This is a genomic window from Planosporangium mesophilum (assembly GCF_016863255.1).
Classification (GTDB): domain Bacteria; phylum Actinomycetota; class Actinomycetes; order Mycobacteriales; family Micromonosporaceae; genus Planosporangium; species Planosporangium mesophilum.
The window spans coordinates 1-25,094 of the sequence record NZ_BOON01000010.1 but is presented as its reverse complement, the minus strand read 5'-3'; the positions used below and the strand labels follow the sequence as shown (position 1 = coordinate 25,094).

At 71.4% G+C, this 25,094-nt stretch carries 23 protein-coding genes; 11 read left to right on the top strand and 12 right to left on the bottom strand.

Features of this window, described 5'->3' with window-relative positions:
* Positions 1 to 25: 25 nt before the first annotated feature.
* From Pme01_RS06075 to Pme01_RS06060, 4 genes are read right to left on the bottom strand one after another with little or no spacing between them, the layout of a single operon-like run.
* Positions 26 to 1,000, bottom strand: coding sequence for a glycine betaine ABC transporter substrate-binding protein (locus Pme01_RS06075; protein ID WP_168114712.1), 975 nt, complete (start codon positions 998 to 1,000; stop codon positions 26 to 28).
* Between the two features lie 15 nt (positions 1,001 to 1,015).
* The gene (locus Pme01_RS06070; RefSeq protein ID WP_168114711.1) at positions 1,016 to 1,804 is read right to left on the bottom strand and encodes an ABC transporter permease; all 789 of its coding nucleotides are present in this window, start codon (positions 1,802 to 1,804) and stop codon (positions 1,016 to 1,018) included.
* A complete protein-coding gene (locus Pme01_RS06065; protein WP_168114710.1) occupies positions 1,801 to 2,997 on the bottom strand; it encodes an ABC transporter ATP-binding protein in 1,197 nt (398 codons plus the stop codon). The genes Pme01_RS06070 and Pme01_RS06065 overlap by 4 nt, the downstream gene beginning before the upstream one ends.
* Positions 2,997 to 3,743, bottom strand: a complete 747-nt coding sequence (locus Pme01_RS06060) for an ABC transporter permease (protein WP_168114709.1) — start codon at positions 3,741 to 3,743, stop codon at positions 2,997 to 2,999. Before Pme01_RS06060 ends, Pme01_RS06065 begins: the two co-directional genes overlap by 1 nt.
* Before the next feature lie 333 nt (positions 3,744 to 4,076).
* Between Pme01_RS06060 and Pme01_RS06055 the strand changes: the two genes are divergently transcribed.
* Positions 4,077 to 5,648, top strand: a complete 1,572-nt coding sequence (locus Pme01_RS06055; protein ID WP_168114708.1) for a methyl-accepting chemotaxis protein — start codon at positions 4,077 to 4,079, stop codon at positions 5,646 to 5,648.
* Positions 5,649 to 5,657: 9 nt separating this feature from the next.
* On the opposite strand, the gene Pme01_RS06050 is transcribed toward Pme01_RS06055, so the two are convergent.
* A complete protein-coding gene (locus Pme01_RS06050; RefSeq protein WP_168114707.1) occupies positions 5,658 to 6,668 on the bottom strand; it encodes an NADP-dependent oxidoreductase in 1,011 nt (336 codons plus the stop codon).
* A 109-nt stretch (positions 6,669 to 6,777) separates the two neighbouring features.
* The gene (locus tag Pme01_RS06045; protein ID WP_275408500.1) at positions 6,778 to 8,157 is read right to left on the bottom strand and encodes an FUSC family protein; all 1,380 of its coding nucleotides are present in this window, start codon (positions 8,155 to 8,157) and stop codon (positions 6,778 to 6,780) included.
* 216 nt (positions 8,158 to 8,373) lie between these two features.
* Between Pme01_RS06045 and Pme01_RS06040 the strand changes: the two genes are divergently transcribed.
* From Pme01_RS06040 to Pme01_RS06030, 3 genes are all read left to right on the top strand, one after another.
* On the top strand, positions 8,374 to 8,580 hold the full coding sequence (locus Pme01_RS06040) for a hypothetical protein (protein ID WP_168114705.1): 207 nt from the start codon (positions 8,374 to 8,376) through the stop codon (positions 8,578 to 8,580).
* Between the two features lie 188 nt (positions 8,581 to 8,768).
* A complete protein-coding gene (locus tag Pme01_RS06035; protein ID WP_168114704.1) occupies positions 8,769 to 9,995 on the top strand; it encodes a L,D-transpeptidase in 1,227 nt (408 codons plus the stop codon).
* Positions 9,996 to 10,244: 249 nt separating this feature from the next.
* A complete protein-coding gene (locus Pme01_RS06030) occupies positions 10,245 to 11,390 on the top strand; it encodes an MBL fold metallo-hydrolase (RefSeq protein ID WP_168114703.1) in 1,146 nt (381 codons plus the stop codon).
* Between the two features lie 8 nt (positions 11,391 to 11,398).
* Here Pme01_RS06030 and Pme01_RS06025 read toward each other — a convergent pair whose 3' ends face one another.
* On the bottom strand, positions 11,399 to 11,800 hold the full coding sequence (locus Pme01_RS06025) for a DUF2267 domain-containing protein (protein ID WP_168114702.1): 402 nt from the start codon (positions 11,798 to 11,800) through the stop codon (positions 11,399 to 11,401).
* A gap of 113 nt (positions 11,801 to 11,913) precedes the next feature.
* Between Pme01_RS06025 and Pme01_RS06020 the strand changes: the two genes are divergently transcribed.
* Entirely contained in the window at positions 11,914 to 12,711 is a 798-nt protein-coding gene (locus Pme01_RS06020; protein ID WP_168114701.1) for an endonuclease/exonuclease/phosphatase family protein, read from the top strand.
* A 59-nt stretch (positions 12,712 to 12,770) separates the two neighbouring features.
* Positions 12,771 to 14,321 (top strand): deoxyguanosinetriphosphate triphosphohydrolase family protein, encoded by a 1,551-nt coding sequence (locus tag Pme01_RS06015; RefSeq protein WP_168114700.1) that lies wholly within the window; start codon positions 12,771 to 12,773, stop codon positions 14,319 to 14,321.
* Here the strand turns inward: Pme01_RS06015 and Pme01_RS06010 are convergent.
* Together Pme01_RS06010 and Pme01_RS06005 are read right to left on the bottom strand one after the other, a co-directional pair.
* Entirely contained in the window at positions 14,291 to 15,013 is a 723-nt protein-coding gene (locus Pme01_RS06010) for a class F sortase (RefSeq protein WP_168114863.1), read from the bottom strand. The two genes, Pme01_RS06015 and Pme01_RS06010, sit on opposite strands and share 31 nt — an antisense overlap.
* A gap of 35 nt (positions 15,014 to 15,048) precedes the next feature.
* A complete protein-coding gene (locus tag Pme01_RS06005) occupies positions 15,049 to 17,124 on the bottom strand; it encodes a multicopper oxidase family protein (RefSeq protein ID WP_168114699.1) in 2,076 nt (691 codons plus the stop codon).
* Between the two features lie 165 nt (positions 17,125 to 17,289).
* Here Pme01_RS06005 and Pme01_RS06000 point away from each other — a divergent pair, with 165 nt between their 5' ends.
* Together Pme01_RS06000 and Pme01_RS05995 are read left to right on the top strand one after the other, a co-directional pair.
* Positions 17,290 to 17,733, top strand: coding sequence for an acyl-CoA thioesterase (locus Pme01_RS06000; RefSeq protein ID WP_168114698.1), 444 nt, complete (start codon positions 17,290 to 17,292; stop codon positions 17,731 to 17,733).
* On the top strand, positions 17,730 to 18,998 hold the full coding sequence (locus Pme01_RS05995) for a hydroxyacid-oxoacid transhydrogenase (protein WP_168114697.1): 1,269 nt from the start codon (positions 17,730 to 17,732) through the stop codon (positions 18,996 to 18,998). Before Pme01_RS06000 ends, Pme01_RS05995 begins: the two co-directional genes overlap by 4 nt.
* Here the strand turns inward: Pme01_RS05995 and Pme01_RS05990 are convergent.
* On the bottom strand, positions 18,985 to 20,187 hold the full coding sequence (locus tag Pme01_RS05990) for a zinc-dependent alcohol dehydrogenase (protein WP_168114696.1): 1,203 nt from the start codon (positions 20,185 to 20,187) through the stop codon (positions 18,985 to 18,987). The genes Pme01_RS05995 and Pme01_RS05990 overlap by 14 nt on opposite strands.
* Positions 20,184 to 20,675 carry an SRPBCC family protein gene (locus Pme01_RS05985; protein ID WP_203935460.1) on the bottom strand — a complete coding sequence of 164 codons (492 nt, stop codon included), beginning with the start codon at positions 20,673 to 20,675 and terminating at the stop codon, positions 20,184 to 20,186. Before Pme01_RS05985 ends, Pme01_RS05990 begins: the two co-directional genes overlap by 4 nt.
* Before the next feature lie 198 nt (positions 20,676 to 20,873).
* On the opposite strand from Pme01_RS05985, the gene Pme01_RS05980 reads away from it, so the two are divergent.
* The 3 genes from Pme01_RS05980 to Pme01_RS05970 all read left to right on the top strand — a co-directional run bounded on the left by Pme01_RS05980 (position 20,874) and on the right by Pme01_RS05970 (position 24,080).
* A complete protein-coding gene (locus tag Pme01_RS05980; RefSeq protein WP_168114695.1) occupies positions 20,874 to 21,149 on the top strand; it encodes a hypothetical protein in 276 nt (91 codons plus the stop codon).
* 78 nt (positions 21,150 to 21,227) lie between these two features.
* Positions 21,228 to 22,589 carry a fascin domain-containing protein gene (locus Pme01_RS05975; RefSeq protein WP_168114694.1) on the top strand — a complete coding sequence of 454 codons (1,362 nt, stop codon included), beginning with the start codon at positions 21,228 to 21,230 and terminating at the stop codon, positions 22,587 to 22,589.
* 159 nt (positions 22,590 to 22,748) lie between these two features.
* Positions 22,749 to 24,080, top strand: a complete 1,332-nt coding sequence (locus Pme01_RS05970; protein ID WP_168114693.1) for a fascin domain-containing protein — start codon at positions 22,749 to 22,751, stop codon at positions 24,078 to 24,080.
* 43 nt (positions 24,081 to 24,123) lie between these two features.
* Here the strand turns inward: Pme01_RS05970 and Pme01_RS05965 are convergent.
* Positions 24,124 to 25,094: putative bifunctional diguanylate cyclase/phosphodiesterase (locus Pme01_RS05965; RefSeq protein ID WP_203935459.1), on the bottom strand; the 971-nt coding region annotated here is incomplete at its 5' end.

Below are 25,094 nucleotides of genomic sequence, written 5' to 3'. Positions count from 1 at the left end.
CGGGAGGACGCCCTTGCCTGCTCGGTCAGCGGATGAAGCCCTGCTGCCGCATCCAGTTCTCGGCCACCGTGGAGGCCAGCTCACCCTTGACGTCGACCTCCTCGTTGAGCCGGCGCAGGGTGTCGTTGTCGAGCCTGGCAGCGACCGGGTCGAGCAGCTTCACCAGATCCGGGTACTTGGCCGCGGTCGCGCCGTTGATCGTGAGTGCCGGGTTGTAGATCGGGAAGAACTTGCGGTCGTCCTCCAGCGGGACCAGCTTGAGGTTGCTGATCCGGCCGTCGGTGGTGAACACCTCGCCGAAGTTGCAGGACGTGCCCTTCTTCGTCTCGGTGTAGACGACGCCGGTGTCGACGGTCCTGATGCTGCTCGGCGGCGCGTTCAGGCCGTACGCCTTGGCCATGCCGGGCCAGCCGTCGTTGCGGCTGGCGAACTCGCTCTCCAGGCAGAAGGTGGCCTCGGCCGGGTGGGTACGGGCGAACGCGGCCAGGTCGGACAGCGTCCGCAGGCCCCACTCCTTGGCCTTCTCCTCGCGGACCGCGAGGGCGTAGGTGTTGTTGGCCGGCGCCGGAGCCGCCCAGACCACGTTGTTGCGCTGCTTGTCTTCCGCGACCACCGCCTCGTACTGCTGGCGGGACTCGGGGATCGGATCGGTGTGGTTGAGGTAGGTGATCCAGGCCGTTCCGGTGTACTCCCAGGACACGTCGATGTCGCCGGAGACGAGCGCCTTGCGCGAGTTGACCGAGCCCTTGATGTTGATGCGGTTGTCGACCTTCGCGCCGGCCGCCTGGAGCGCGATCATCGTGAGGTGTCCGAGGAGGATGTTCTCGGTGAAGTCCTTGGAGCCGACCGCGATCGTGCGGCCGGCCAGCGCCGGGTTCCGCTTGATCGAGCCCGACCCGACGGCCACCTTGGCGGCGGCGTTCTCCGTCGTCACCGAACAACCCGCCAACAGCGCCGTGGCGACGATCGCGGCGCCGGCTACCAGTTTCCTGCCGAGCATGTACTTCCTCCTGGCTCAGTCGAGTCCGCGTGGCTGCAGCAGGTCCGAGACCACGCCGCCGAGCCAGTCCAGTACCAGCGCCAGCGCGGCGGTGAGGACGGCGCCGGTGACCAGCACCGAGGTCCGCTGCAGCTTGATGCCGGTCACGATCAGCTCACCGAGGCCGCCGACGTCGATGAACGCGGCCAGCGTCGCCACGCCCACCGCGAGGACCAGCGCGGTACGGATGCCGGCGAGGATGACCGGCACCGCCAGCGGTAGCTCTACGCGCACCAGGACGGCCAGCGGTGTCATGCCGATGCCCTTGCCTGCCTGCACGAGGCTCCGGTCGACCTGGTTGATGCCGACGATCGTGTTCTGCAGAACGGGCAGCACGGCGTACGCGATCAGCCCGATCACCGCCGTCGTGAAGCCGATGCCCAACCAGATGCTGAGCAGTACCAGCAGCCCGATGGCCGGGGTGGCCTGCCCGATGTTCGCCAGCGAGGTGGCGGCCGGGGCGAGCCAGCGCAGCGCCGGACGGGTCAGCAGGATCCCGGCGCCGACCGCGAGCACCACCACGACCACCGCGGTGACGGCGGTGAGTTCGAGGTGCCGGCCGAGTAGCCGCAGCAGGGTGTCGGCATTGAGGGAGCGTCGCTCGATGTCGTCCAACGGGCTGGACCGCACCCACAGGTAGGTGCCGAGCAGCGCCGCCGCGAGGACCACCGGCATGGCCGAGTGACGGCGCAGCAGGCCGCGCCCGCGCCGGCGCGGCGGCGCGGCGATGGACGCAGGGCCGCCCGCGACGGTACCCGCGCTCATCGCCGCCCCCTGACGGCCTGCGCGGGCGTGCCCGGCGACGCCTCGATCACGCCGCGGTCGCGCTCACGCGCCGCCTCCCGCATCTCGCTGATCGCGCGCATCAGGCACTCGATGTTCACCACACCGCAGTACCGGCCGTCGTCGTCGACCACGACGACTGAGCCGCAGTTCGACGTCAGCATCTGGTCCAGCGCGTCGTGCAGGGTCGCCCGCGACTCCACCACGGTGACCGGCAGGCCGATCCCCCGCAGGTCGGCCTGGTCCGGCCCCAGGTCGCGCACGCCGACCCAGCGCAGCGGCCGGCGCTGCCCGTCGACGGTGAGGACGGCGTCGGCGTCGCAGGAGTCCAGCCGTCGCAGCACCGCGGTGGGTGACTCCTCGACGCCCATCAGCTCGGCGTCGCCGCACTCGACCGAGTCGATCCGTCGCAGGTTGAGCCGCTTGAGGGCGGCGCCGGCGCCGATGAACTGGCCGACGGTCTCGTCGGCGGGAGCGGCCAGCAGCTGCTCCGGGGTGTCGAACTGGCGGATGCGCGACCGCTCTCCCAGGACCGCGATCCGCGTCCCCATCTTGATCGCCTCGTCGAAGTCGTGGGTGACGAACACGATCGTCTTCTGCAGCTTCTCCTGCAGGCGCAGGAACTCGTTCTGCAGCCGGTCGCGCGTCAGCGGGTCGGTGGCGCCGAACGGCTCGTCCATCAGCATCACCGGCGGATCGGCGGCCAGCGCCCGGGCAACGCCGACGCGCTGCTGCTGCCCGCCCGACAGCTGGCGGGGAAGCCGGTCGCGGTACTGGCCCGGCTCCAGGCCGACCAGGTGCAGCAGTTCGTCGACCCGTTCCTCGATCCGGCCCCGCTTCCACCCGAGCATCTTGGGTACCAGCCCGATGTTGGTCGCCACGCTCATGTGCGGGAACAGCCCGCCCTGCTGGATGACGTACCCGATGCGGCGGCGCAGCTGGGTGCCGTCGAGAGCGGTGACGTCCTCACCGTCGACCAGGATCCGACCGCCGCTCGGCTCGATCAGCCTGTTGATCATCTTCATGGTGGTCGTCTTGCCGCAGCCCGACGGGCCCACCAGCACCACGATCTCGCCCCGGTGGATCGTCATCGAGACGTTCTCCACGGCCGGCGCCTTCTGCCCCCGGTAGGTCTTGCTCACGTTCTCGAGGCTGATCATCACATCATCGGTCATCAGTGACCTCCCTGGGTGGTGGAGACAAGGGCAGCCGGCTCCGCGGAGACGGTCGGCGGCCGCGCACCCGACGCCCGGCGCGGCCGACCGGACGCGGTCGACCCGGCCGCACGCCCGGGTCGGGTCAGCACACCCAGAAGGGCCAGGCACCCGTCGAGGACGAGGGCGAGAACGACCACGCCGAGCGTGCCGACCAGCGCGTTGTTCAGCGAGTTGACCCCGCCGAGGTTGGCCAGGCCGGAGAAGATCTGGTTGCCCAGGCCCGGACCGCCGACGTACGCGGCGATCGCGGCGATCCCCACCGTCATCTGGGCGGAGATCCGGATCCCGGTGAGGATGACCGGCCAGGCCAGCGGTAGCTCCACGGTCGCCAGGGACCGCAGCCGGCCCATCCCGATCCCCCGGGCCGACTCGACCAGCCCCGGGTCGATCCCGGTCAGGCCGACGACCGTGTTGCGGATGATCGGCAGCAACGCGTACAGGCTCAGCGCCACCAGCGCGGGCAGGTACCCCAGGCCCAGCGGGGCGATCAAGAGGCCGAGCAGCGCGAACGACGGGATGGTCAGGATCGCCGCGGCGATCGCGACCGCGATGGCCCGGGCCCGTCGACGGCGGTACGTGGCGACGCCGATTCCGACCCCCACGACGGTCGCGAGCGCGACCGAGACCAGCACGATGTACGCGTGCTCCAGGGTCTGGGCCAGCAGCAGGTCGCGCCGGCTCTCCAGGTACTCGGGGAAGGTCATTATCACCCCTGTCGGCATCGGGTTACGCGCGGTTGATCACGGCTCGCGCCGTGGCCGGGGTGTACCCGACCGACAGAGATAGCAATCGTTGCGTACATCACATTTGGGCAGAAATCGAAATATGTAACATCACGACTGACCGGAATATACCGCTCAGATAGAAACAACTACCCTCGGAGGAAATATCGGTCTTTTTCATCGAGTACCGGATCCCCCGGTCGATTGGGAGGACAGGGGTGGGCCGCCGGAGACCCACCGGGCGCGAGGGAGATGCGGGGGATGTCGTCGCACGGACATGCCGGGGCCGCCCAGGGCCGGACCCGACGGGGCCCATTGAGCTGGTTCGCTGATCGGCGGATCGGCACCAAGATCCTGGCCGCCACGGCCACCGGCATCATCCTGTCCATCCTGGTCGGCACGCTCGCGCTCATCCGCATCGGTGATCTGCGCGAATACCGCCGGAGCGAGGTCGGTCAGGCGGTCCCGTACATCCTCGGGCTGAGCAACGCCGCCCTGGCGACCAAGGCCGCCGCAACCGACGAGCGCGGCTACCTCGCGGCCGGTGACGCCAAGTACAAGTCCGAGTTCCTGGGCCGTCAGCCGGTGGCCGACGCCGCCCTGCAACAGGCCCGTACATCGGCCAGGACACCGGCCGAGGTAGCCAAGGTCGACGAGATCCGCGGCAAGATCGACGGCTGGTTCGACGCGGTCAAGGCCGAGTTCGCCCTCTTCGACAGCGGCCGCCGGGCCGACGCGGTCAAGGCCGGGTACGGCCCCAATCGTGACCTGCGCAAGGCGTACGAGACGTTACTGACGGCCGAGATCGACCGCGCCAGCAAGGCGCTGGTAGCGGCCGAGGACTTCGAGACCATCGTCACCGGCGCGCAGGTCGACGTGCTGGTCCTGATCGGGATCGGCCTGGTGATCGCCCTGACGGTCGCGATCTACGTCGGCCGCCTGGTGGTTCTGCCGCTGCGGCGGGTCGCCCAGGTTCTGCGCGCCGTGGCCGACGGCGACCTGACCCAGACCGTCGTGGTACGTCAGCGCGACGAGGCCGGCGAGATGGCGACGGCGCTGGGCACGGCGACCGAGAGCCTGCGCGAGACGGTCCAGGCGCTCAGCGAGGCCAGCGGGGCGCTGGCAGCGTCGTCCGAGGAGCTGTCGATCACCAGCGCCAGCATCAACGACAGCGTGTCCGAAGCTGCGGAGCGCGCCGCCTCGGTCTCGCAGTCGAGCGAGGAAACCTCCCGCAATGTCACCGCCGTTTCGGCCGGCGCCGAGGAGATGGGCCTTTCGATCCGCGAGATCGGCCAGAACGTCAACCAGGCCGTCGACATCGCCGGCAAGGCGGTGACCGTGGCGGAATCCACCAACACCGTGGTCGCCCGTCTGGGCGAGTCCTCGGCCGAGATCGGCAACGTGGTCAAGCTGATCACCTCGATCGCGGAGCAGACCAACCTGCTCGCCCTCAACGCCACCATCGAGGCCGCCCGGGCCGGCGACGCCGGCAAGGGCTTCGCCGTCGTCGCCGGCGAGGTCAAGGACCTGGCCCAGGAGACCGCCCGCGCCACCGAGGACATCAGCCGGCGCGTCGAGGCCATTCAGAGCGACACCGCGAGCGCGGTCTCGGCGATCGCAGAGATCGCCCACATCATCAGCCAGATCAACGATTTCCAGACCATGGTCGCGTCGGCCGTCGAGGAGCAGACGGCCACGACCTCCGAGATGAGTCGCAACGTTCACGAGGCCGCGACCATCGGCAACGATGCCGCGGAGAGCATGGCCGGGCTGGCGACGGCGGTACAGACGGCCGCGGCCGGCGTCGGCGAGGCGAACGCCGCCGCCCGGAACCTCGCCGAGATGTCAGCGCACCTGCAGCGGGTCGTCAGCGCGTTCCGCTACTGAACGGTCCGCTCAGGCCAGGCGGACGAGCATCTTGCCGCGGTTCGCGCCACGCAGCATGCTGAGAAACGCCTCCGGGGCGTTCTCGATCCCCTCGACGACGGTCTCGTCGACCCGCAGCCGACCTTCGCGCAGCCACGCGCCGACCTCGGCCACGAAGTCCGGCATCCGGTCGGCGTGGTCGCCGACGAGGAAGCCGCGCAGCGTGAGCCGCTTGCCGACGGCCAGGAAGAGGTTGCGCGGCCCCGGGGCCGCCTCCTCGGCGTTGTACTGCGAGATCGCCCCGCACAGCGCGACCCTCCCGTGCAGGTTCAGCGAGTCGATCGCCGCCTCGAGGTGGTCGCCGCCCACGTTGTCGAAGTACACGTCGATGCCGTCCGGCGCGGCCGCCTTGAGCTGCTCGGCGACCGGGCCGTCGTGGTAGTTGAACGCCGCGTCGAAGCCGAGCTCGCGGGTGACGTACTCGACCTTGGCCGCCGAGCCGGCGCTGCCGATCACCCGGGGCGACCCGCGCAGCTTCGCGATCTGCCCCGCGATGCTGCCCACCGCGCCGGCCGCGCCGGAGACGAAGACCGTGTCGCGCGGTCGCATCGCGGCGATGTCGAGCAGCCCGACGTACGCGGTCAACCCCACCATGCCCAGCGCCCCGAGGTAGGCCGAGAGCGGCGCGGCGGTGGTGTCGACCTTGCGCGCCTTGTCCGCGTCGAGCCGCGCGTACTCGCGCCAGCCGAGGCCGTGCAGGACCGTGTCGCCGACGGCGAGGCCGGGGCTGGCCGAGGCGACCACCTCGCCGACGGCCCCGCCGTCCATGGCCTCCCCCACCCGGAAGGACGGGATGTACGACTCCCCGGCGTTCATCCGGCCCCGCATGTACGGGTCGACCGACATCACCCGGTTACGCACCACCACCTGACCCGGGCCTGGCTCGGGCACCGGCACCTCCACCAGCCGGAAGTTCTCGGCGGTGGGCCACCCCTCCGGGCGACTGGCGAGGTGGATCTCCCGGTTGGTCGGGGTGGTCATGGCGGCTCCAGGGTGCGCTCGGCGGCGGACGGCCGTCCCCTCTGTTCCACGGTAGGCGACGGGCCACCGCGGTGCCTGGCCGATCGTGCACATGCCTGCGTACCCACGATCAGTGGCGGGCGCCCGGCCGACCGGGCAGTCGCGCGATCACGTCCCGGAAGAGCCGCCGGGGAGCGCTACGGCGGGGAGCCTGCTGCCGCGCGATCGCCTGCCTCCTGAGCAGCCGGCGCCGGCCGGCCAGGGTGCCGATCCGGGTACTGGGCAGGATGGGCCGCAGCTCGACGGCCGCCTGCGCCGCCGCGTCCATGACCCGCCGTACCGCCTGCCGCTGGCGCTCCGGCTCCAGGTGGGGGCGCCACGGTACCCGCGCCGGCCGGACCGCCGACTGCACCTCGATCCGTACCCGGTCGATCGCCGCCAACAGCGCGCCGTGCTGCTGCCACGCCCCCTGGTCGGTGTGCGGATCGACCAGCAGCAGCTCACTGAGCCGGTGGCGCAGCCGGTGCAGCTCGGCCGTCTGCGCCGCGACCCGCGCGCGGGCCGCCTCCGCAGGGGTGGATCCGCAGGCCACCCCGACCACGCCGGTCAGCGCCTCGGCGGCCCGCTCCAACATGTCCGCGAGCACGGCGCGGGCCTCCGGACCGTACGGCTCCGCGTCCTCGGTGCCGGCGACCATGGTGGTGCGCTCGTACAGCCCCCGGGACAGCTGGCGCAGCGACACGTAGCAGTGCTCCAGGCCGGTCAACGCCGTCCGCAGCCGGGACAGCGCCTCCTGCGCCGCCCCGCCGCGCGGGTTGAGCCGGGCGCTCTGCTCGGCGCGGGCCAGTGACTGGTCGGCACGCAGCACCTCGGTGCCGAGCGCACGCGACTCGGCCAGCCAGTGCTCGGCCGCCTCCGGTGACCATCCCTCCCGCAGCTGCGCGGCGAGCCCGCACAGGTACCGGGCCATCCGGTCGGCCAGGTCGCCGATGGCGTCACTGGCCGGACGCACGTGCAGCGGCGGCACGATCAGTGCGTTGACCAGGATCCCCGCAGCTGCGCCGATGAGCGTCTCGTACACCCGCCCGAGCGCGGCCACCTCGGCGCCGCCGACTGCGAGGATCAACATCGCGGTGATCGGCACCTCCAACAGGTGGGGCCCGAGCCGTACCAGCTCGCCGACGATCAGCGACAGGGCGATCAGGGCACCCAGGCTCCACCAGGTGAGGCCGACGAAGGTGGCGACGGCGACGGCGACCAGCACACCCGCCACCACGCTCAGGACCCGCTCCAGCCCGTGCTCCACGGTCTCGTACATGGTCAGCTGGACCACCAGCAGCGCGGTCAGCGGCGCGAGCACCGGCTGCGGACTGGTGTGCAGGTAATCGGCCACGATGTACGACAACACCGCGGCCAGGGTCGTCTTCGCCGTCCGAAGCCCGAACTCCTGACCCCGCCTGACCAACCCGGCGGACGGGGCGCGGACCGGCCGAGCCCACCGCCGAGGCATCCAACCCATTCCGCTCCCGACCCATCCTCGGTAGCGCCGCCCACTTCGAAGGTAGCCACGGCGTACCGCGGTGCCCATCCAGGGGGTCGGGCGGCGCCACTGCGGCGCCGTTTAGACATTGATGACCGATGGGTATCAACCTGCCGCCCAGCGGAGGGTCCCCCGACCAACCGCCGGCACCCCCCACATCTGGATCTCGCGACCTGGAGGCATACGGTGCGTACCGGAGGCATAGGCGGAGTAATCGTCCTCATCTGGCTGCTCATCGGCGTTCTGGCGGCCGGTCAGCGCGGCTACTACAGCAGTTCCCAGGACAACTGCGCCAAGGCGGGCACCACCGCCGTCACGATCCTGGCCGGACCGCTCAACTACGCCGGCGTCAACCCGAAGATCAACTGTCAGGTGCCGCAGCCGTCCCAGTGACGGTCGGCCCGGCGACGCCACTTCCCGATGATCGTGAAGACGCGGGCTCTTCACGATCATGGGGGAGGCGGCCGCCGTACTTTCAGCCATTTCGACCCGTTGCCGGCGGGACGCCGCCGGCAAACGCCTGGATCTTGTGCGTTCACCTGCTACACAGGGAGTGGCCGACGGGAGACGGGCGAGGGATCATGAAACCACAACGGCGCGCTGCGCTGATCATGGCGCTGGTCGCCGTGTTCGCTCTGGCCGGCTGCAACGCGGCCGGCAACAGATTCGTCCAACCGGGCGCGTCGAAACCGGCCGGCCCCGTCCTGGCCGTGACCCCCGCGAAAGACGCCACCGACGTCCCCGTCTCCGCCGAGGTGGCGCTCCAGGGCGGCACCGACACGCTCACCCGCGTCAAGCTCACCGACGCCCACGACAAATCCGTCGGCGGCAAGCTCCGCGACGACGCCAGCTCATGGGTGCCCGACGAGCCGCTGGACTACGACACCGGCTACACGGTCACCGTCACCGCAAGGTCGGCCACGGGCAAGACGATCGACCAGACGACGAAGTTCACCACGATGAAGCGGCCGGCCAACCGTATGGACGCCCACCTGTACATGAGCGACCACGCGACGTACGGCCAGGCCATGCCGATCGTGATCGAATTCAAGCAGGGCGGCGTCGCGCCGGCCGACCGCGCCGCCGTCGAGCGTCGCCTCTTCGTCACCAGCGAGCCGGCGCAGCCCGGCGCGTGGCACTGGGACAGCAACAGTCAGGTCGAGTACCGGCCGAAGGAGTACTGGCAGCCGGGGACCAAGATTCACGGGCGCTTCGCGCTGGGCGGTCTGCCGGTCGGCGGCGGCCGGTACGGTCAGCAGGACATCACGATCGGCGCGACCATCGACAACACGAGGCGCGTCATCCGGGTCGACAACGCGACCAAGCAGCTGACCGCCCTCCAGGACGACCAGGTCGTCAAGACGATGCCGGTCAGCCTGGGCAGCCCTCAGCACCCCTCGTTCTACGGCACCATGGTGATCATGGAGCGGCTGGACAAGACCACGTTCGACTCCTCGACGTACGGGACCCCGGTCAACTCGCCCGAGGGGTACCGCACCGACGTGCAGTTCGCGGAGCGGCTGACCTGGGACGGGCAGTTCATCCATGCCGCGCCCTGGTCGGTGGCCCAGCAGGGGCACACCAACGTGTCGCACGGCTGCGTCAACGTCTCCACCGAGAACGGCCAGTGGATCTACAGCTGGGTCAAGGTGGGCGACCCGGTGGTCGTCAAGGGCACCGAGCACAACCTCTCGGCGGGCAACGGCTGGACCGCGTGGAACATGTCGTGGGACGACTTCGTGAAGGGCAGCGCGCTGCCGGCTCCCGGCGAGTCCCCCAGCCCGACGCCCGCGCCGTCGGCCTCCTGACCCCGCGCCCCGGCGTGACAGGCCCGCCCCGGCTCGCGTAATGGGCCCTTCCCGGCGGCGGGGGCACGCCACCGGGAAGGGCGGCGGCCGCGCCGGCCCGGGGATGCGGACCGGCGCGGGCGTCAACCAGAGGTACGTGGAGACGTCCGGAACGGTTCGACCGAGCGATCCCGGGTCGGCGACTGGTGCGATGATCCCTCAGTCCGACACACTGAAGGGTCCCCGGTACCGACGTGAGGTGGGCCCGACATGCCGAAGACAGCACGCGGCTGCTCCGCGAGGTCATCGACGCGCCACGGGTGGGCAAGTCGGCTCACCGCAGCCGCGGTCGTCGGCGGTGCCGCCGCCTGGGCGCTGCGCGACGTCCGGGCCGCCCTGGGGTCACCGCCGTCCGGCGAGCGGGCCGACCGGATACGGCGATCGCCGCAGTACCGCGAGGGCGTCTTCCACAACTCGGTCCCGGCCCGCGTGATGCCTCCCGGCGCGACCCGGAAGTTGCTGCGCGACCTGATGACGGACCGGCACCGGCGCCGACCGTCGATCCCGGTACCGCTGGTCACCCCGGGGGACGCGCAGCCGACCGCCGACGGGCTGCACGTGATCTGGTACGGCCACTCCTCCGCCCTGGTCGAGATCGAGGGTCAGCGGGTGCTGTTCGACCCGGTGTGGAGCGAGCGCTGCTCCCCGTCGCCGCGGGTAGGGCCGCTGCGGCTGCACCCGGCACCGGTACCGCTGGACCAGCTGCCCCGGCTGGACGCGATCGTCGCCTCCCACGACCACTACGACCACCTCGACATGGCCACGGTACGCGCGCTGACGCGTACCCAGTCCGCGCCGTTCGTGGTGCCCCTGGGCGTCGGCGCGCACCTCGAGCGCTGGGGCGTCCCTGCGGAGCGGATCGTCGAGCTGGACTGGGACGAGACGGTCACCGTCGGAGGCCTCCGACTCACCGCGGCCGCCGCCCGCCACTTCTCCGGACGCGCGTTCTCCCGGGACAAGAGCCTCTGGGCCTCGTGGGTACTGACCGGTCCGACCCGGCGGGTCTTCTACAGCGGCGACTCCGGGTACTTCGACGGCTACGCCGCCGTCGGCGCCGAGCACGGCCCCTTCGACGTGACGCTGATGCAGATCGGCGCGTACAGCGCCGCCTGGCCGGACATCCACATGACACCGGAAGAGGGCGTCACCGCCCACCTCGACCTGCGCGGGGACCTGCTCATCCCGCTGCACTGGGCCACCTTCAACCTCGCCTTCCACGACTGGGGCGAGCCGGCGGACCGCCTGTGGCGCGAGGCGAAGGCGCGCGGGGTCCGGCTGGCCGTACCCCGCCCGGGCGAGCGCGTCGACGTCGACGACCCGCCGAGCGTCGACGGCTGGTGGCAGACGATCGCCTGAGCATCGGATCAGCCGGGCGCCCGGGTGTGTCGCGGAACCGTCTCGATCAGGTCCGCGAACTCCGGCGGAAGCTGGGCCACGACGTCGCGGAACTCGCCGCCGCTGACCGCCTCGTGCAGGGTTGCGAACACCGCGCGGGTCCCGACCCTCGCCCGATCCGGGCCCACCCCGGCGCGTTCTGCCACCCGGCGGACGAACTCGTCGACCCCGAACGCTTCGGCCGGTCGGCTGCGCCGTCCGCGCAGCGGACCCTGTAGCGCCTTCGGCAACTCCGAGGACAGGTCGTGGGCCTCGTCGGCGGTCAGCCGTTCCGCCAGGGTCGCGAGTACGGCGACCGCGAGGACCGCGGCCTCGTCCTGCGATCCGCCCACGCGCCCGGCGACCGCCTCGATGAACTCGTTGTACTTCATGCCCGCCCCCTCCGGCCGCGTGCCGTCGCTACCCAGGCGCCCGCACCACAAACAGGCGCGCCGGGCCACTGAAACATGGGACGGTCGCGGCGCCGGGGCGGAGACTGGCGGTCATGGGGCTGACCGTGATGACCTACAACATCAAGAACGGCGGTCGGGGCGGCCGGCTGGACGCGATCGCCCGGATCATCAAGGAGCAGCGGCCAGACGTCCTGGCCCTCCAGGAACTTCAGCACCACCACCGCCACGGCGGGCGGCTGATCCGGCTGCTGGCCGAGGCCACCGGCGCGCGCGCCTTCCTCAGCCGGTCCCGGTTGGGCGGCCAGCCGGTCGCCGTCCTGGTCTCCGAGCCCGCCACGGTCATCTCCGCCCGGCACCTCCGCCGCCCGTTCCACCACGCGGCCGGCGAGGTGACCGTGCGCACCGACGCCGGCCCGCTCACGGTGATCGGCACCCACCTGTACCCGTTCTCCGGGGCACGCCGGCTGTGGGAGGCCCGCTGGCTGGCGAGCCGCGCCGACTCCCGACGCATGGTGCTGCTCATGGGCGACCTGAACTCGCTGGATCCGTGGACCGACCACACCGAGCGGATCCGCGCGCTGCCGGCGCACCACCGGTCGCGGCACCTGCGGTCCGGCGGTGAGGTGGACACGCGCGCGGTGCGGGCCCTCGCCGACGCCGGCTTCGTCGACCTGTACCGCCGTGCCGGGACGACCGGCCCGGACCACACCGTGCCGACCACGCACGGCAACGGCGGCGAGTTCTCCCGGATGCGGCTGGACTACATCCTCGGTACCGAACCCGTCGCGCGGCTCGTCCGGTCCTGCCGGGTCGTCCGCGGCGGCGATACGGAGTCCGCCTCCGACCACTACCCGGTCGTCGCGGAACTCGATCTCTCCGTCACATCCTGACGCCTCCGGGGTGACGTCCCTCACCATGATCATGGCCGGCCGTCGACTAGGGTTGGATCATGGATGTGCCGGCTGACCAGCGAGCCCTGCGCCTCTCGGGCGCGGGAATGATCGCAGCCGGAGACCTGGCCGCGAGCCCGTACCGGGTCGACCGGGACCGCATCGTCAGCTCGCCGCACTTCGCGCGGCTCGGCGGTGTCACGCAGGTGATCAGCCCGGGCGGGTCCGGCCTGCTGGTACACAACCGACTCACGCACAGCCTCAAGGTGGCGCAGGTGGCGCGCGTCATCGCGGAGCGGCTGACCGCCGATCCCCGGTACCGCGACCTGCTGGACAAGCTCGGCGGCTGCGACGCGGACGTCGTCGAGGCCGCGGCGCTCGCCCACGACCTCGGGCACCCGCCGTTCGGCCACCTCGGCGAGCGGGTCCTCGACACCCTTGCCCGCCAACGGTTCGCGCTTCCCGACGGGTTCGAGGGCAACGCGCAGTCGTACCGGATCGTGACCAGCAACCAGACCCGCGGCGAGACCATCGGGCTGGACCTCACCGCCGCCGTCCGCGCGGCCATGCTCAAGTACCCGTGGACGCGGCACACGTACCCCCAGCCCCACGTCCGGTACCTCGACCCGCCGCCGCGCGGAGCCGCCCCACCGCCCGCCGACCCGACCCGGGGATCGGTCAAGTTCGGCGCGTACGTGACGGAGCTGGACGACCTGCGGCAGGCGCGGGAGCCGTTCGCCGGGCGGGTGGACGACTGGCAGCAGACGGTCGAGGCGTCGGTCATGGACACCGCCGACGACATCGCGTACGCCATCCACGACCTGGAGGACTTCCACCGCGTCGGCGTCCTCCAGCAGGGGTCGGTCGCCACCGAGCTGATGGCCTGGCAGCGCGACGCCGACGCGCTGCGGTCGCTGCCCGCCGAGACCCTCGCCGCGACCGTCCGCCGACCCGGGCGGTCGGCCGAGCAGCTGCGCCGCGACCTGCACCGCAAGGACAGCTGGATCGCGTGCGACGACGCGTTCCGGGCGGCGGTGGAGCACGTCCGGCACGAGCTCGTGGACGGCCTGCTCGCCGCGCCGTTCGACGGGTCCGTCGAGGCGGAGCAGAGCGTGGCGCGATTCTCGGCGCGCTGGACGCGCCGCCTCATCGACGCGATCGAAGTGTGCCCCGACCCGCCGGTGCGCTCCGGCCACGTACTGCTGCGCCCACGCCAGTGGCACGAGGTACAGGTCCTCAAGTTCGTCCACCACAGGTTCGTGCTCGCCCGGCCGGACCTGGCCCTGCACCAGCGCGGTCAGGCCGCGCTGATCGGCACCCTGGTGGAGGCGCTGTACGACTGGATGGTCGACCCCGAAGAGACCGCGCGGCTGCCCCGCCGGGTGCACGACCTGGTGGAGCTGGCCGAGGCGGAGCTGGCCGGGCTGGCGGACGACCCGGCCACGCTCGGCCTGATCGCCCGGCCGACCCGGGCCGAGCTGGCCGCGATGGCGCGCGGCCGGGCCATCGTCGACTTCGTCGCCTCGCTGACCGACGGCCAGGCGGTGGCGCTGCTCGATGCGCTGTCCGGCCGCTCCGGTCAACTGTGGACGGACTCGTTCGTGCTCTGACCCGGTGACAGCGTGGCGAACACGATGACGTTGTCGAGGTACGCGTGCGCGCGGGCGTCGTACCGTCCGCCGCAGGTCACCAGGCGCAGGGCGGCCGTCGCGACCGGACCGGCCGGGCCGTAGACGAGCCCGGCCGGGAAGGCGGCCTTCGGGTACGCCTCGACGCCGTCCACTGTGAACCGCACGGTGGCCCCGTCCGCGCGGGTCACTTCGATCGTGTCCCCGGGCCGCAGTGCGCCGAGCCGGAAGAAGACGCCCGGACCGGTCCGGCGGGAGTCGACGTGCCCCACGATGACGGCGCTGCCGTCCTCCCCCGGGCTCGGGCCCGGCTCGTACCACCCCGCGAGCTGGGCCTGCGCCAACGGCGGCGCCTGCACCGCGCCGGCCCGGTCCAGCCCGACCGGCACGACCGGGGCCGCGACCCCGATCTTCGGGATCGTGATACGGGTCGGCTGCGACCGCGCGAGGCCGGGCTGCGGATCCGGCGTGCCCGCGGTCGGCGCGCTTCCCGCGGCCGGCGGGTGTGCGGCCGGCGTGGGCGAGGCCGGTTCCGGTGCCGGTACGGCCGCTGCCAGCCGCGCCGGCCGGGCCTGCGCGACGGGCTGCGGCGGCCGCGGCGGCGGCGCGTGGAAGGCGGCGACGAGCAGGCCGGTACCGACACCGGCCAGCACGACGACGAGGGCGGCCAGCATGACGCCGGTGGCCGGCCCGCCGCGGCCCTTTCCGGTCACGGCGACGGCGGTGCGTCGACCAGGTACCGCCGCGCCAGCACCGCACCGCCGACGGCGGCCGTGGCCAGCACGCCCGCGCCGGTCGCGGCCAGGGCCGGGTCCGTGCCGGCGGTCCCGCCGTCGCCGGCGGCGACCCCGCCGGACGGACCCACCTGGTACGGCCGCATCATGTCGTGGTCCTCGTGCGACATCATGTGGCAGTGCCACACGAACCGCCCGGCCTGGTCGAACCGCGCCTTCACCCGGGTGAGCTCGTTGGGCCACACCATGACCGTGTCCTTGAGGCCCTCCTCGCCCGGGTCCGGCGGCCCGTTGCCGTCGGCCCCGCGGCCGACGACCTGGAACTGGACCGCGTGGATGTGGACGGGGTGGGCGTCCCGGTTGGCGTTGTGGAACTCCCAGATCTCGGTCGCCCCCACCGCGGGGTTCTCGGTGACGGGGTCGTGCCAGGCCATCGGTACCGCGTTCCCGGCCGCGTCCACCGTGCCGAGCTCGTGCCCGATCGGCCCCAGGTTGGCCTTGAGGTGGTCGGTCAGCGACAGCCGGCGGGTGACGGACGCGGCGCCGAGCGGGGTGGCCGCGGGCAGGGCCAGGAACTGCGGCGGCAGGCTCATGTCGGCGCCGACCCGCTCGCCGACCACGAACTTCATCACCTGGCCGGTGGTGTTCGGGTCCGCCGGCGCGTAATCGGTGACCGGCTCGCCACGGTGGTTCGGCCCGTCCGCGCCCTCGTTGATGAGGTACAGCTCGGTGGACGCGGGCAGCCCGGTGAAGTCGACGATGACATCGGCGCGCTCCGCGTTGCCGAGGAACAACCGCTGCCGGCAGAGCGGTCGAGGAAGGAATCCGCCGTCGCCGCCGATCTGCCAGAACGGCAGCACCGGATTCGCCGGTCGGGTCTCGTCCGGCTTCGCGACGATCTTCAACAGCAGGAACCGGGAGTCGCACGCGTTGAGCAGGCGCAGCCGGTACCGTCGCGGCTCCACCTGCAGCACCGGCCAGGTCCGGCCGTTGACCACCATCGTCTTGCCGAAGAACCCTGGGTTCCACATGGGCGGCACGTCACTGTGCGGTATGACCGGGATCGGGGACCCGTTGGGGGCCACCCGGTTGTTCGGGTAGAACAGCGAGCCGTCCGCGTTGAACGTACGGTCCTGGATCAGCAGCGGGATCTCGTAGTACCGGGTGCCCGGCGGGTCGTTCAGGGCCGGTGCCGGCCCGGGCAGCACCCCCGGCGGCAGGTCGGACGGGCCGCCGCGCAGCAGATAGAACCCCGCCGGTCCGGCGTACACGTTGACCCGCGTCATCCCCAGCGTGTGGTCGTGGAACCACAGCGTGGTCGCCTGCTGGTGGTTGGGGTACTGGAAGACCGACGTACCCGGTGCCCACTGCACCCCACCGTGCCGGGCGGCGAACTCGTCCCGGAACCGGTCGTAGTACGAGCCGACCCTGGCGTAGCCGTCGGGGACGTTCTTCGCGTTCGGCAGGTACCACGCCTCCGGGTAGCCGTCGCTGTCCTCGCTCGTGTGCGCGCCGTGCAGGTGGGTGACGAACGGTACCGGCCCGGTGTACGGCCCCGGTGTCGCGGTGAACATCGGCATGGAGTCCCGGCCGGACGTCCCGCCCGGCGGGTTCGCCCAGTGCAGCGTCGGGTCGACCGGTACCAGGTGGGGCAGGTAGTTGCCGTCGGAGTCGACGAGCTCGTTGACCCAGGTGACCCCCACCGGACGGTCCACCTTGGCCTCCATGGTGAACGACGGATAGCTGAACGTCTCGGTGCGCCCCTGCACGCCGTACCCCCAGATGGCCGTCCTGGGCAGGCCGGAGGGCAGGATCTGCTGGCTGAACTGCCGGACGGCGATGACGTACCGGTCGACCGGCCGGGTCGACGAGCCCGCGACCGGCGGCATCACCGGCGGGACCACCAGCTCGGTGACGTACTTGGGGATCGCCGTTGGCTGAAGTGGAGCGGCGACGCGGCTGTGCGCCCAGCCTCGTCGGGTACCTTGTGGAAGCACCAGGGCAGCGGCCCCGACGGCCCCCGCTGTGAGGAGTTGCCTTCGCGTGACCATTTCTCCCGCCTTCTACCGCCTCGTCGGCGTCGGTGCCGTGACGTAGGTGCGGCGGCTGCTGCCCCGAGGCCGGCGGACGAAACAGAGAGCGGTGTGGGCGCTGTCCACTTCGGACGGTGCGGTACCCCGGTCATTGACGATCATCAGGAGACCTAAGCTGCGGGAATGGATTCCAGCGACGACGAACCGCGCCGGCTGCGCCGGGAGGACTTCCCCGTCCTGCGGGACCAGCCGACCCGGTGGTCGGACGAGGACGTCTACGGTCACGTCAACAACGTGGTCCACTACCTGATGTTCGACACCGCGGTCAACGGGTGGCTCATCGAAGCGACCGGCACCGACATCCGGCGGCTGCCGGCGGTCGGGCTCGTGGTCGAGACCTCCTGCCGGTACTTCTCGGAGCTACGCTTCCCCGACGTGGTGACCGCCGGGATCGCCCTGGAGCGGCTGGGCACGTCGAGCGTGGTCTACCGGCTGGCCCTGTTCGGGCCGGGCAGCGAGGAGCCGGCCGCCGTCGGCCGCTTCGTGCACGTGTACGTCGACGCGGCGACCCGCCGTCCGGTGCCCGTACCCGACGAGATCCGCAAGGCCCTGGAGGAGATCTCATGACCGCGGAGACGGTGTTCACGTACGGTACGCCCGACCTGAAGTTCGGCGCCGGCGCCGCCGACGAGATCGGCTTCGACCTGGGCCGGTACGGCGTGCGCCGGGTTCTGGTCGTCACCGACGCAGGCGTCGCGGCCACCGGGTCACCGCAGCGGGTCGCCGACGCGATCCGCGGGTACGGCATCGAGGCCGAGATCTTCACCGACGTCCACGTCGAGCCGACCGACGCCTCGCTGCGGCACGCCGTCGACGCCGCCCGGCAGAGCGGGCCGTGGGACGCGTTCGTGGCGGTCGGCGGCGGGTCCAGCATCGACACCGCGAAGGCGGTCAACCTGCTCACGACGAACCCGGGCGACCTGATGGACTACGTCAACGCGCCGGTCGGGGGCGGGCGGGGGCCGTCACAGCCACTGAAGCCGCTGGTCGCCGTACCGACCACCACCGGTACCGGCTCGGAGAGCACCACCATCTGCGTCCTCGACGTGCTCGACCTCAAGGTCAAGACCGGCATCAGCCATGTCCGGCTGCGGCCCACCCTCGCCGTCGTCGACCCGCTGCTGACCATGACCCAGCCGGCGATCGTCACGGCCGCGTGCGGCATGGACATCCTCTGCCACGCGCTCGAGAGCTACACGGCGATGCCCTACACCGCCTTCGAACGCAAGAGGCCGGAGCAGCGGGTGCCGTACTGCGGCGCGAACCCGGTCGCCGACATGTGGTCGGAGAAGGCCATCGAGCTGCTGGCCCGGTCGTTCCGGGCCGCGGTGGCAGACGGCGACGACGTGGCCGCGCGTACCGACATGGCGCTCGCGGCGACCTTCGCCGGCATGGGCTTCGGCAACGCGGGCGTGCACATCCCGCACGCCAACGCGTACCCCATCGCCGGCGGGGTACGCGAGTACCGCCCGGACGGCTACCCGGACGCCGAGCCGCTGGTGCCGCACGGCATGGCCGTCGCGCTGACCGCCCCGGAGGCGTTCCGGTTCACGTTCCCCGCCTGTCCCGACCGCCATGTCCGGGCCGCCGGGCTGCTGGCTCCGGGTATCCGGGCCGACGACCCGGCCGAGTCGCTGCCGACCGCGCTCATCGCGCTGATGCGCGACATCGGGATCCCGAACGGGGTGGGCGCGGTCGGCTACTCCGAGGCGGACGTGGACAACCTCGTCGCCGGCACGATGAAACAGCAGCGCCTGCTGGCGACCGCGCCCCGGCCGGCGACGGCCGACGACATCGCCGGGATTTTCGTACGGTCGCTCAGCCTCTGGTGACCCGGCCGTCCCCGTCCGGGTAGAAGACCGCGCGTACGCAGCCGTCCTTCTTGTGCTTGAACAGGTCGTAGCCGCGCGCGCCTTCGGACAGCGGCATCGGGTGGGTCATCAGGTGGGCGGTCTTGAACTCGCCCCGCGACATCCGCTCCAGCAGCATGGGGATGTAGCGCTCCCCGTGCTGCTGGGCCGAGCGCATGGTCAGGCCCTTGTTCATCAGCGCGCCCATCGGGAACTTGTCGATCCAGCCGGCGAACACGCCCAGCACGTACACCATGCCGCCCTTGCGGCAGACCATGATGGCCTGGCGCAGCGCGTGCGGCCGGTCGAGCTCCAGGACGCGGGTCTGCTGCTTGAGCTGTTCCCAGCGGTACGCCACCGGGTTGGGGGTGTGTGCCTCCATCCCGACCGCCTCGATGCAGACGTCGGGCCCGCGCCCGTCGCTGCGCTCGCGCAGTTCGCCGTCGATGTCGGTCTCCTCGTAGTTGAGGGTCTCGACGCCGAGGTGGTGCGCGGCCATGTCGAGCCGGTAGTCGAACCGGTCGATGACGATGACCCGCGCGGCGCCCTTGAGCATCGCCGACTGGGCGGCCATCTGGCCGACTCCCCCGGCGCCCCAGACCGCCACCACGTCGCCTGCCTTGACCTCACCGAGGTCGGCGCCCATGTAGCCGGTCGGCGCCGCGTCGGACGCGAACAGGGCGGTCGCGTCGTCGACCCCGTCCGGGACGGTGAACGCGCCTCGGTCGGCGTACGGCACCCGGACGTACTCCGCGTGGCTGCCCTTGAACCCGCCCATCGCGTGCGAGTACCCGAAGATGCCAGCAGGGCTCTGCCCCCACATCATTTCGGGGATACCGGGGTTGGTGTTGCCGTTGTCGCAGCAGGAGAAGAGCCCCTGTTCGCAGAACCAGCAGCGACCACAGGCGATGACCGAGCAGACCACCACCCGGTCGCCGACGCGGTGCTTACGGACCTCCGGTCCGGTCTCGACGACCTCGCCGAGGAACTCGTGGCCGATCACGTCGCCCGCGCGCATGGCCGGGATGTACCCGTCGACCAGGTGGAGGTCGGAGCCGCAGGTCGCACTGAGCTTGACCTTGATGATCATGTCTTGCTTGTTCTGGAGCTGCGGGTCGGGGACCTCCTCGACCGCCAGTTCGTTGACGCCTTCCCAGCAGAGTGCCCTCACAGTCGCCCCTCCCCGCGAGCTCGGCTGATCGCCAGGTCCAGTGGCTTGCCGGTGATCGTGTGCTTGACCGTCCCCGGCTTGTCGGGCTGGAGGATCTCGCCGGTCTCCAGCAGCATCTTCGACTCCCGCAGTGCGAGCCGGACCTGCTGGCGGGGATCGGTGCCGGCGACCCGCGCGGCGGTGCCGACGACCCCGGTCGGTTCGTGGCGCAGCCGGGCGGCCAGCGCCGTTCCGCGGTCACCCACCGCGCGGTTGACCTGTACCTCGACCTGGTCGCCGAGCTTGGCGAGGGGCTCGGGCAGCCTGCCGCCGGGTGCGACCTCCTCGGGTGGTCGGTTCACCGTGACGACGTGCCAGCGGGGCCTGCGCCCGTCCTGGGTGACGGTGGACATCGGCCAGAGGTTGCGTCGGCGTGCGGTCAGGATCCGGTTGACGACGACCCCGGCGACCGCTGCCCCGACCGCGGTGCCCATCGTGATCCGCCTCATGATTCACCTGCTTCTCGGGTGGGGTGTCCGGCGATGGGTGGAGCTTCCCGACATCTGTGCGCTCAAACCGGCGCGGGTACTCGCGCCCCGCCCGATTCCCGGCCTGCTCGTCAGGCGTGCGTGTGACCGGCCGAGCGCGAGTACGACCTGATCCGCGCGCTGGAGCGGCTGGGCGCGCCGTCGGTGGAGGTGGTCGGCGTGGTCTCCGACAGGACCGCCGCGGACTCCGAGCCCCTGGAGGCGCTGGGCCACCTGCAACCCTCGATCGACCAGTACGTGGTCTGCGAGCACGAACCGGAGCACCGGCTGCGCCGGCGGAACGGGCTCGGCCTCGACATGGCCGAGCCGGCGGTGTCGCTCGTGGACGGCGGCGAACGGTGCGTACGGTCCTGCCCCACCGGCCGGAGCGCCGTATTCGCCGCGACGGCCGACGAGAGATCGACGCCGCGCGACGGCGGCGCGCCTGCACTGTGATCCAGTTGCAGCGGGTCCACTTTGGATATCTGATCGAGTCCGAAAGTCCGGTACTCGACCGTCTCTTGGGGGGAAACTTTGATCAAGAATCGTGGACCCGGGACCTGGACGGCGATCGGCGTCACGGCCGCCGCCATGGTCGCCGCGGTCGGGGCCGCCACCGGTGGCCCGGCACTCGCCTCGCCGGTCGGCGCTGTCGGTCCGAGCGCCGTGGACGACCGGTTCGCGACCCGGCCGTTCAGCATGCTGTCCAAGGCCAGCAGCGGCTTCGTCACCGCCGAGAACGCCGGCGCCTCGCCGCTGGTCGCCAACCGCAGCCTGATCGGCCAGTGGGAGCTGTTCAAGCTCATCGACAACGACGACGGCACCACCAGCTTCCAGGCCAGGGCCGGCGGCGGGTTCGTCACCGCGGAGGACGGGGGCAACGCTCCGCTGATCGCCAACCGCACCGCGATCCGCCTGTGGGAGAAGTTCGACCTCGCCGCCGTACCGGGCGACCCCGGCGCCTTCAGCCTGAGGTCGAGGGCCAACAACAAGTTCGTCGCCTTCAACAGTGAAACCGGTCTGCTCGTGGCCAGCAACACCGACACCAGCAGCGCCACCACGCGGTTCTACCGGGCCGCTCAACCGGTGACGTCCGTCGTCACGTCGCGGGCGAACGACGAGAACGTCACCGTCTCCCCCGCCACCAGTCAACTGACCGCCACCGGCGGGACGGCGACCACCCGGTCGGAACAGTTCTCCCTGTTCGACGCCGGCAACGGACGGTACGCCCTGCGCGCCGCCAGTACGAAGTTCTTCGTCAGCGCCGAGAACGCGGGCGCCTCGCCACTAGTCGCCAACCGCACCGCGATCGGCCCCTGGGAGACGTTCGACCTCGTCACGAACGACGACAACAGCATCAGCCTGCGCGCCATCGTCAACAACCAGTGGGTGAGCAGCACCAGCCCCAACAACACCGGCCCGCTCATCGCCAACAGCGCCGGCAACGCGCCCTTCGGCCGCTCGCCGCAGCGGTTCGCCATGGTCGGCTTCCCGCGCACGCAGGCCGCCGGTCTGAGGTCGAACGCCAACGGCGGCTTCGTCACCCGCATCTTCCCCGACACACGCATGATCGCCAGCGGCACCACGGTCACCGGCCCGATCGGGCTCAGGCTCACGTTCACGGAGGCCGGGACGGTGACGTTGGTCGACACCCAGAACGTGCCGATCAACGGCCAGGCCGTCCCCGGCGGCGGTATCAGGCTGCTCCACGGCAACGGGGACACCAGCCTCGCCTTCCGGATCGTCAACCACATCGACGGCACCATCAGCCTGCTGTGCGTCAACAACGGGCTCTACGTCGGTCTGGCCAGCTCGGGTTCCGGCGGCGACGAGCTCGTCGCCCGCTCATCCACCATCGGCCAGACCGAGAAGTTCGGGTTCATCCAGCTGTCGTGATCGGGCCTACGCCACCCTCACCTCGCTCTTCTTCTCCAGCGGCGTCGCGTCACGCGGCCGGGCCGGCACCTACCACCAGGCGCCGGCCCGGCTCGCCCATCCGCGTACCTGTACGTCCTTATCGGTCCTCTTGGAGGGGGAATTTTGATCAAGCATCATGTGCCCAGAGCCTGGGCGGCGCTCGGCGTCACGGTCACCATGGCCGCCGCCGTCGGGGTCGCCGCCGCTGGCCCAGCGTCCGCCGAGGGCAGCGGGCCGCCGGCCGCCTTCGTCACCGATCCGGTCACGCCGTTCAGCCTCGTGTCGAAGGCCAACAGCGAATTCGTCACCGCCGACAACGCCGGCAGCTCGCAGCTGCTGTCCAACCGGACCCGGCTCGGCCCGTGGGAGCAGTTCACCCTCGTCGGCAACGCCGACGGCACCGTCAGCCTGAGGGCCAACGTCAACGGCAAGCTCGTCACCAACAACGGGGGCGCCAACCCGCTCATCGCCGACCGCACCGCCGTCGGGCTGTGGGAGGAGTTTCTCCTCGTCCCCAACGACGACGGCACGATCAGCCTCCAGGCCGTCGTCAACGGCCTGTTCGTCACCACCACCCAGGCCGGCGGCACCGGACCGCTGGTCGCGAACAACGCCGGTCACGCCACTGCCCAGACGCACTTCTACCGGGCCGCCATGCCGGTGGCGTCCATCCTCACCGCCCAGGCCAACGGCACCAACGTCACCGTCGACCGCAACACGCGCCGCATCTCCGCGACCGCGAACGACAACACCCGCCTGACCGAGCGATTCGTCCTCTTCGACGCGGGCGACGGCCTGTACGCGCTGCGGTCGGAGGGCAGCAAGGGCTTCGTCTCCGCGGACACCAACGGCAACGTGCCGCTGGTGGCCGACCGCAGCACGATCGGCCTGTGGGAGAAGTTCACACTCGTCTACAACGACGACGGCACGATCAGCCTGCGAGCGCTCGTCAACAACATGTACGTGACCGCCACCGGGCCCGGCAACATGGGCCCGCTGACCCCGAGCGGTCCGACGATCGCCGCGGGACCCAACTCACCACAGCGGTTCACCCTGCGCGGATTTCCGTCACCTCAGAACGCTGCACTGAAGTCCAACCTCAACGCCGGCTACGTCACGGCCGGTCCGCCCGGGTCGCCCCTGGCCGCCGACGGCACCTCCGCGGCGGGGGCACTAGGGCTCAGGTTCTCGTTCGCCACCGATGGAACCATGACGCTCACGGACGCCGCCGGTACGCCGGTCAACGGCGAGCCGGTCGCCGGCATCGGGCTCCGCCTGCGAAACGGCGGCGGCACCACTCCTCTCACGTTCACCCCCGTCCACAACACCGACGGCACGGTCAGCGTGCTGTGCCACCAGAACGGGCGCTACCTCGGTCTCGCGTCGCTCAGCGGATCCGGCGCGGACCTCGTCGCCGAGTCCGACACCATCGGCGCGGCAGAGAAGTTCGTCCTGATCAGCCAGGGCTGATCGGATCAACCCGGGCGGGTACCGCGGACCGGTGCCCGCCCGCCTACCGTGGCGCCACCTCCCGTGCCAGCAGCGCCCCGATCTCGCCCGCCGGCAGCGGCCGGACCAGGTGGTAACCCTGGCCCAGCCGGTAGCCCAGCGCGGCCATCCGGTCCGCGTGCTCGGCGTTCTCGATGCCCTCGGCCACCGCATCCAGCTCGAGGTCCTCCGCGATGCGCAGCACGGCCGACGCGACCGCCGCCTGCCGCCGCGCCTGGGTACCGGTGGTGGCGGCGGCCAGGACGAACGACTTGTCGAGCTTCAGGATGTGGACCGGGCAGGTGCGGATCAGGCGCAGCGACGACTGGCCGGTGCCGAAGTCGTCCAGCGCGATCTTCACCCCGAAGGCGCGCAGGGCGTGCAGCGTATCGAACGCCTGGCCGCCGGTGAGGACGGCGTTCTCGGTCACCTCCAGGACGAGGTGGTGCGGCTCCAGCCCGGCCTCGTGCACCGCGTCGGCGACTTCGTCGGCGAAGCCCGGCTGGAGCAACTGCCGCCCCGACACGTTGACCCCGATGGTCGACGGCGAGCTGTCCCCGTACGCCTCGCGCCACGCGGCCTTCTGCCGGCACGCCTCGCGCAGCACCCAGCGGCCGAGGGGCACGATGAGGCCGGTGCGCTCCGCCGTCGGGATGAAGTCACCCGGCGAAATCTCACCCCGTTCGGGGTGACGCCAGCGCACCAGCGCCTCCATGCCGATGATCCGGCGGTCCGCCAGTCGGACCACCGGCTGGTACCGCACCGTCAGTTGGCCGCCGTCGAGCGCCTGGCGAAGCTGGGCGCCGAGCTGGGCGTGGTCGAGGATGTCGGCACCCATGCCCGGCTGGTACCGGGCGAAGCTGTCCTTGCCGCTCTCCTTGGCCGCGTACATCGCGATGTCGGCCTTGCGCAGCAGCGACTCCGGGTCGTCGCCGGTGCCCGCCTCGGTGACCCCGATGCTGGCCTGTACCAGCAGCTCGTAGCCGTCCACGACGA

What these genes read in the sequence shown, in the direction of transcription:
- Pme01_RS06010 (WP_168114863.1), bottom strand. Translation starts at nt 15,013, where the DNA reads ATGCTGGCCGCCCTCGTCGTCGTGCTGGCCGGTGTCGGTACCGGCCTG.
- Pme01_RS06020 (WP_168114701.1), top strand. Translation starts at nt 11,914, where the DNA reads ATGGGGCTGACCGTGATGACCTACAACATCAAGAACGGCGGTCGGGGC.
- Pme01_RS06000 (WP_168114698.1), top strand. Translation starts at nt 17,290, where the DNA reads ATGGATTCCAGCGACGACGAACCGCGCCGGCTGCGCCGGGAGGACTTC.
- Pme01_RS06075 (WP_168114712.1), bottom strand. Translation starts at nt 1,000, where the DNA reads ATGCTCGGCAGGAAACTGGTAGCCGGCGCCGCGATCGTCGCCACGGCG.
- Pme01_RS06035 (WP_168114704.1), top strand. Translation starts at nt 8,769, where the DNA reads ATGAAACCACAACGGCGCGCTGCGCTGATCATGGCGCTGGTCGCCGTG.
- Pme01_RS06025 (WP_168114702.1), bottom strand. Translation starts at nt 11,800, where the DNA reads ATGAAGTACAACGAGTTCATCGAGGCGGTCGCCGGGCGCGTGGGCGGA.
- Pme01_RS05995 (WP_168114697.1), top strand. Translation starts at nt 17,730, where the DNA reads ATGACCGCGGAGACGGTGTTCACGTACGGTACGCCCGACCTGAAGTTC.
- Pme01_RS06030 (WP_168114703.1), top strand. Translation starts at nt 10,245, where the DNA reads ATGCCGAAGACAGCACGCGGCTGCTCCGCGAGGTCATCGACGCGCCAC.
- Pme01_RS06050 (WP_168114707.1), bottom strand. Translation starts at nt 6,668, where the DNA reads ATGACCACCCCGACCAACCGGGAGATCCACCTCGCCAGTCGCCCGGAG.
- Pme01_RS06045 (WP_275408500.1), bottom strand. Translation starts at nt 8,157, where the DNA reads ATGCCTCGGCGGTGGGCTCGGCCGGTCCGCGCCCCGTCCGCCGGGTTG.
- Pme01_RS06065 (WP_168114710.1), bottom strand. Translation starts at nt 2,997, where the DNA reads ATGACCGATGATGTGATGATCAGCCTCGAGAACGTGAGCAAGACCTAC.
- Pme01_RS06015 (WP_168114700.1), top strand. Translation starts at nt 12,771, where the DNA reads ATGGATGTGCCGGCTGACCAGCGAGCCCTGCGCCTCTCGGGCGCGGGA.
- Pme01_RS06060 (WP_168114709.1), bottom strand. Translation starts at nt 3,743, where the DNA reads ATGACCTTCCCCGAGTACCTGGAGAGCCGGCGCGACCTGCTGCTGGCC.
- Pme01_RS06070 (WP_168114711.1), bottom strand. Translation starts at nt 1,804, where the DNA reads ATGAGCGCGGGTACCGTCGCGGGCGGCCCTGCGTCCATCGCCGCGCCG.
- Pme01_RS05985 (WP_203935460.1), bottom strand. Translation starts at nt 20,675, where the DNA reads ATGAGGCGGATCACGATGGGCACCGCGGTCGGGGCAGCGGTCGCCGGG.
- Pme01_RS06005 (WP_168114699.1), bottom strand. Translation starts at nt 17,124, where the DNA reads ATGGTCACGCGAAGGCAACTCCTCACAGCGGGGGCCGTCGGGGCCGCT.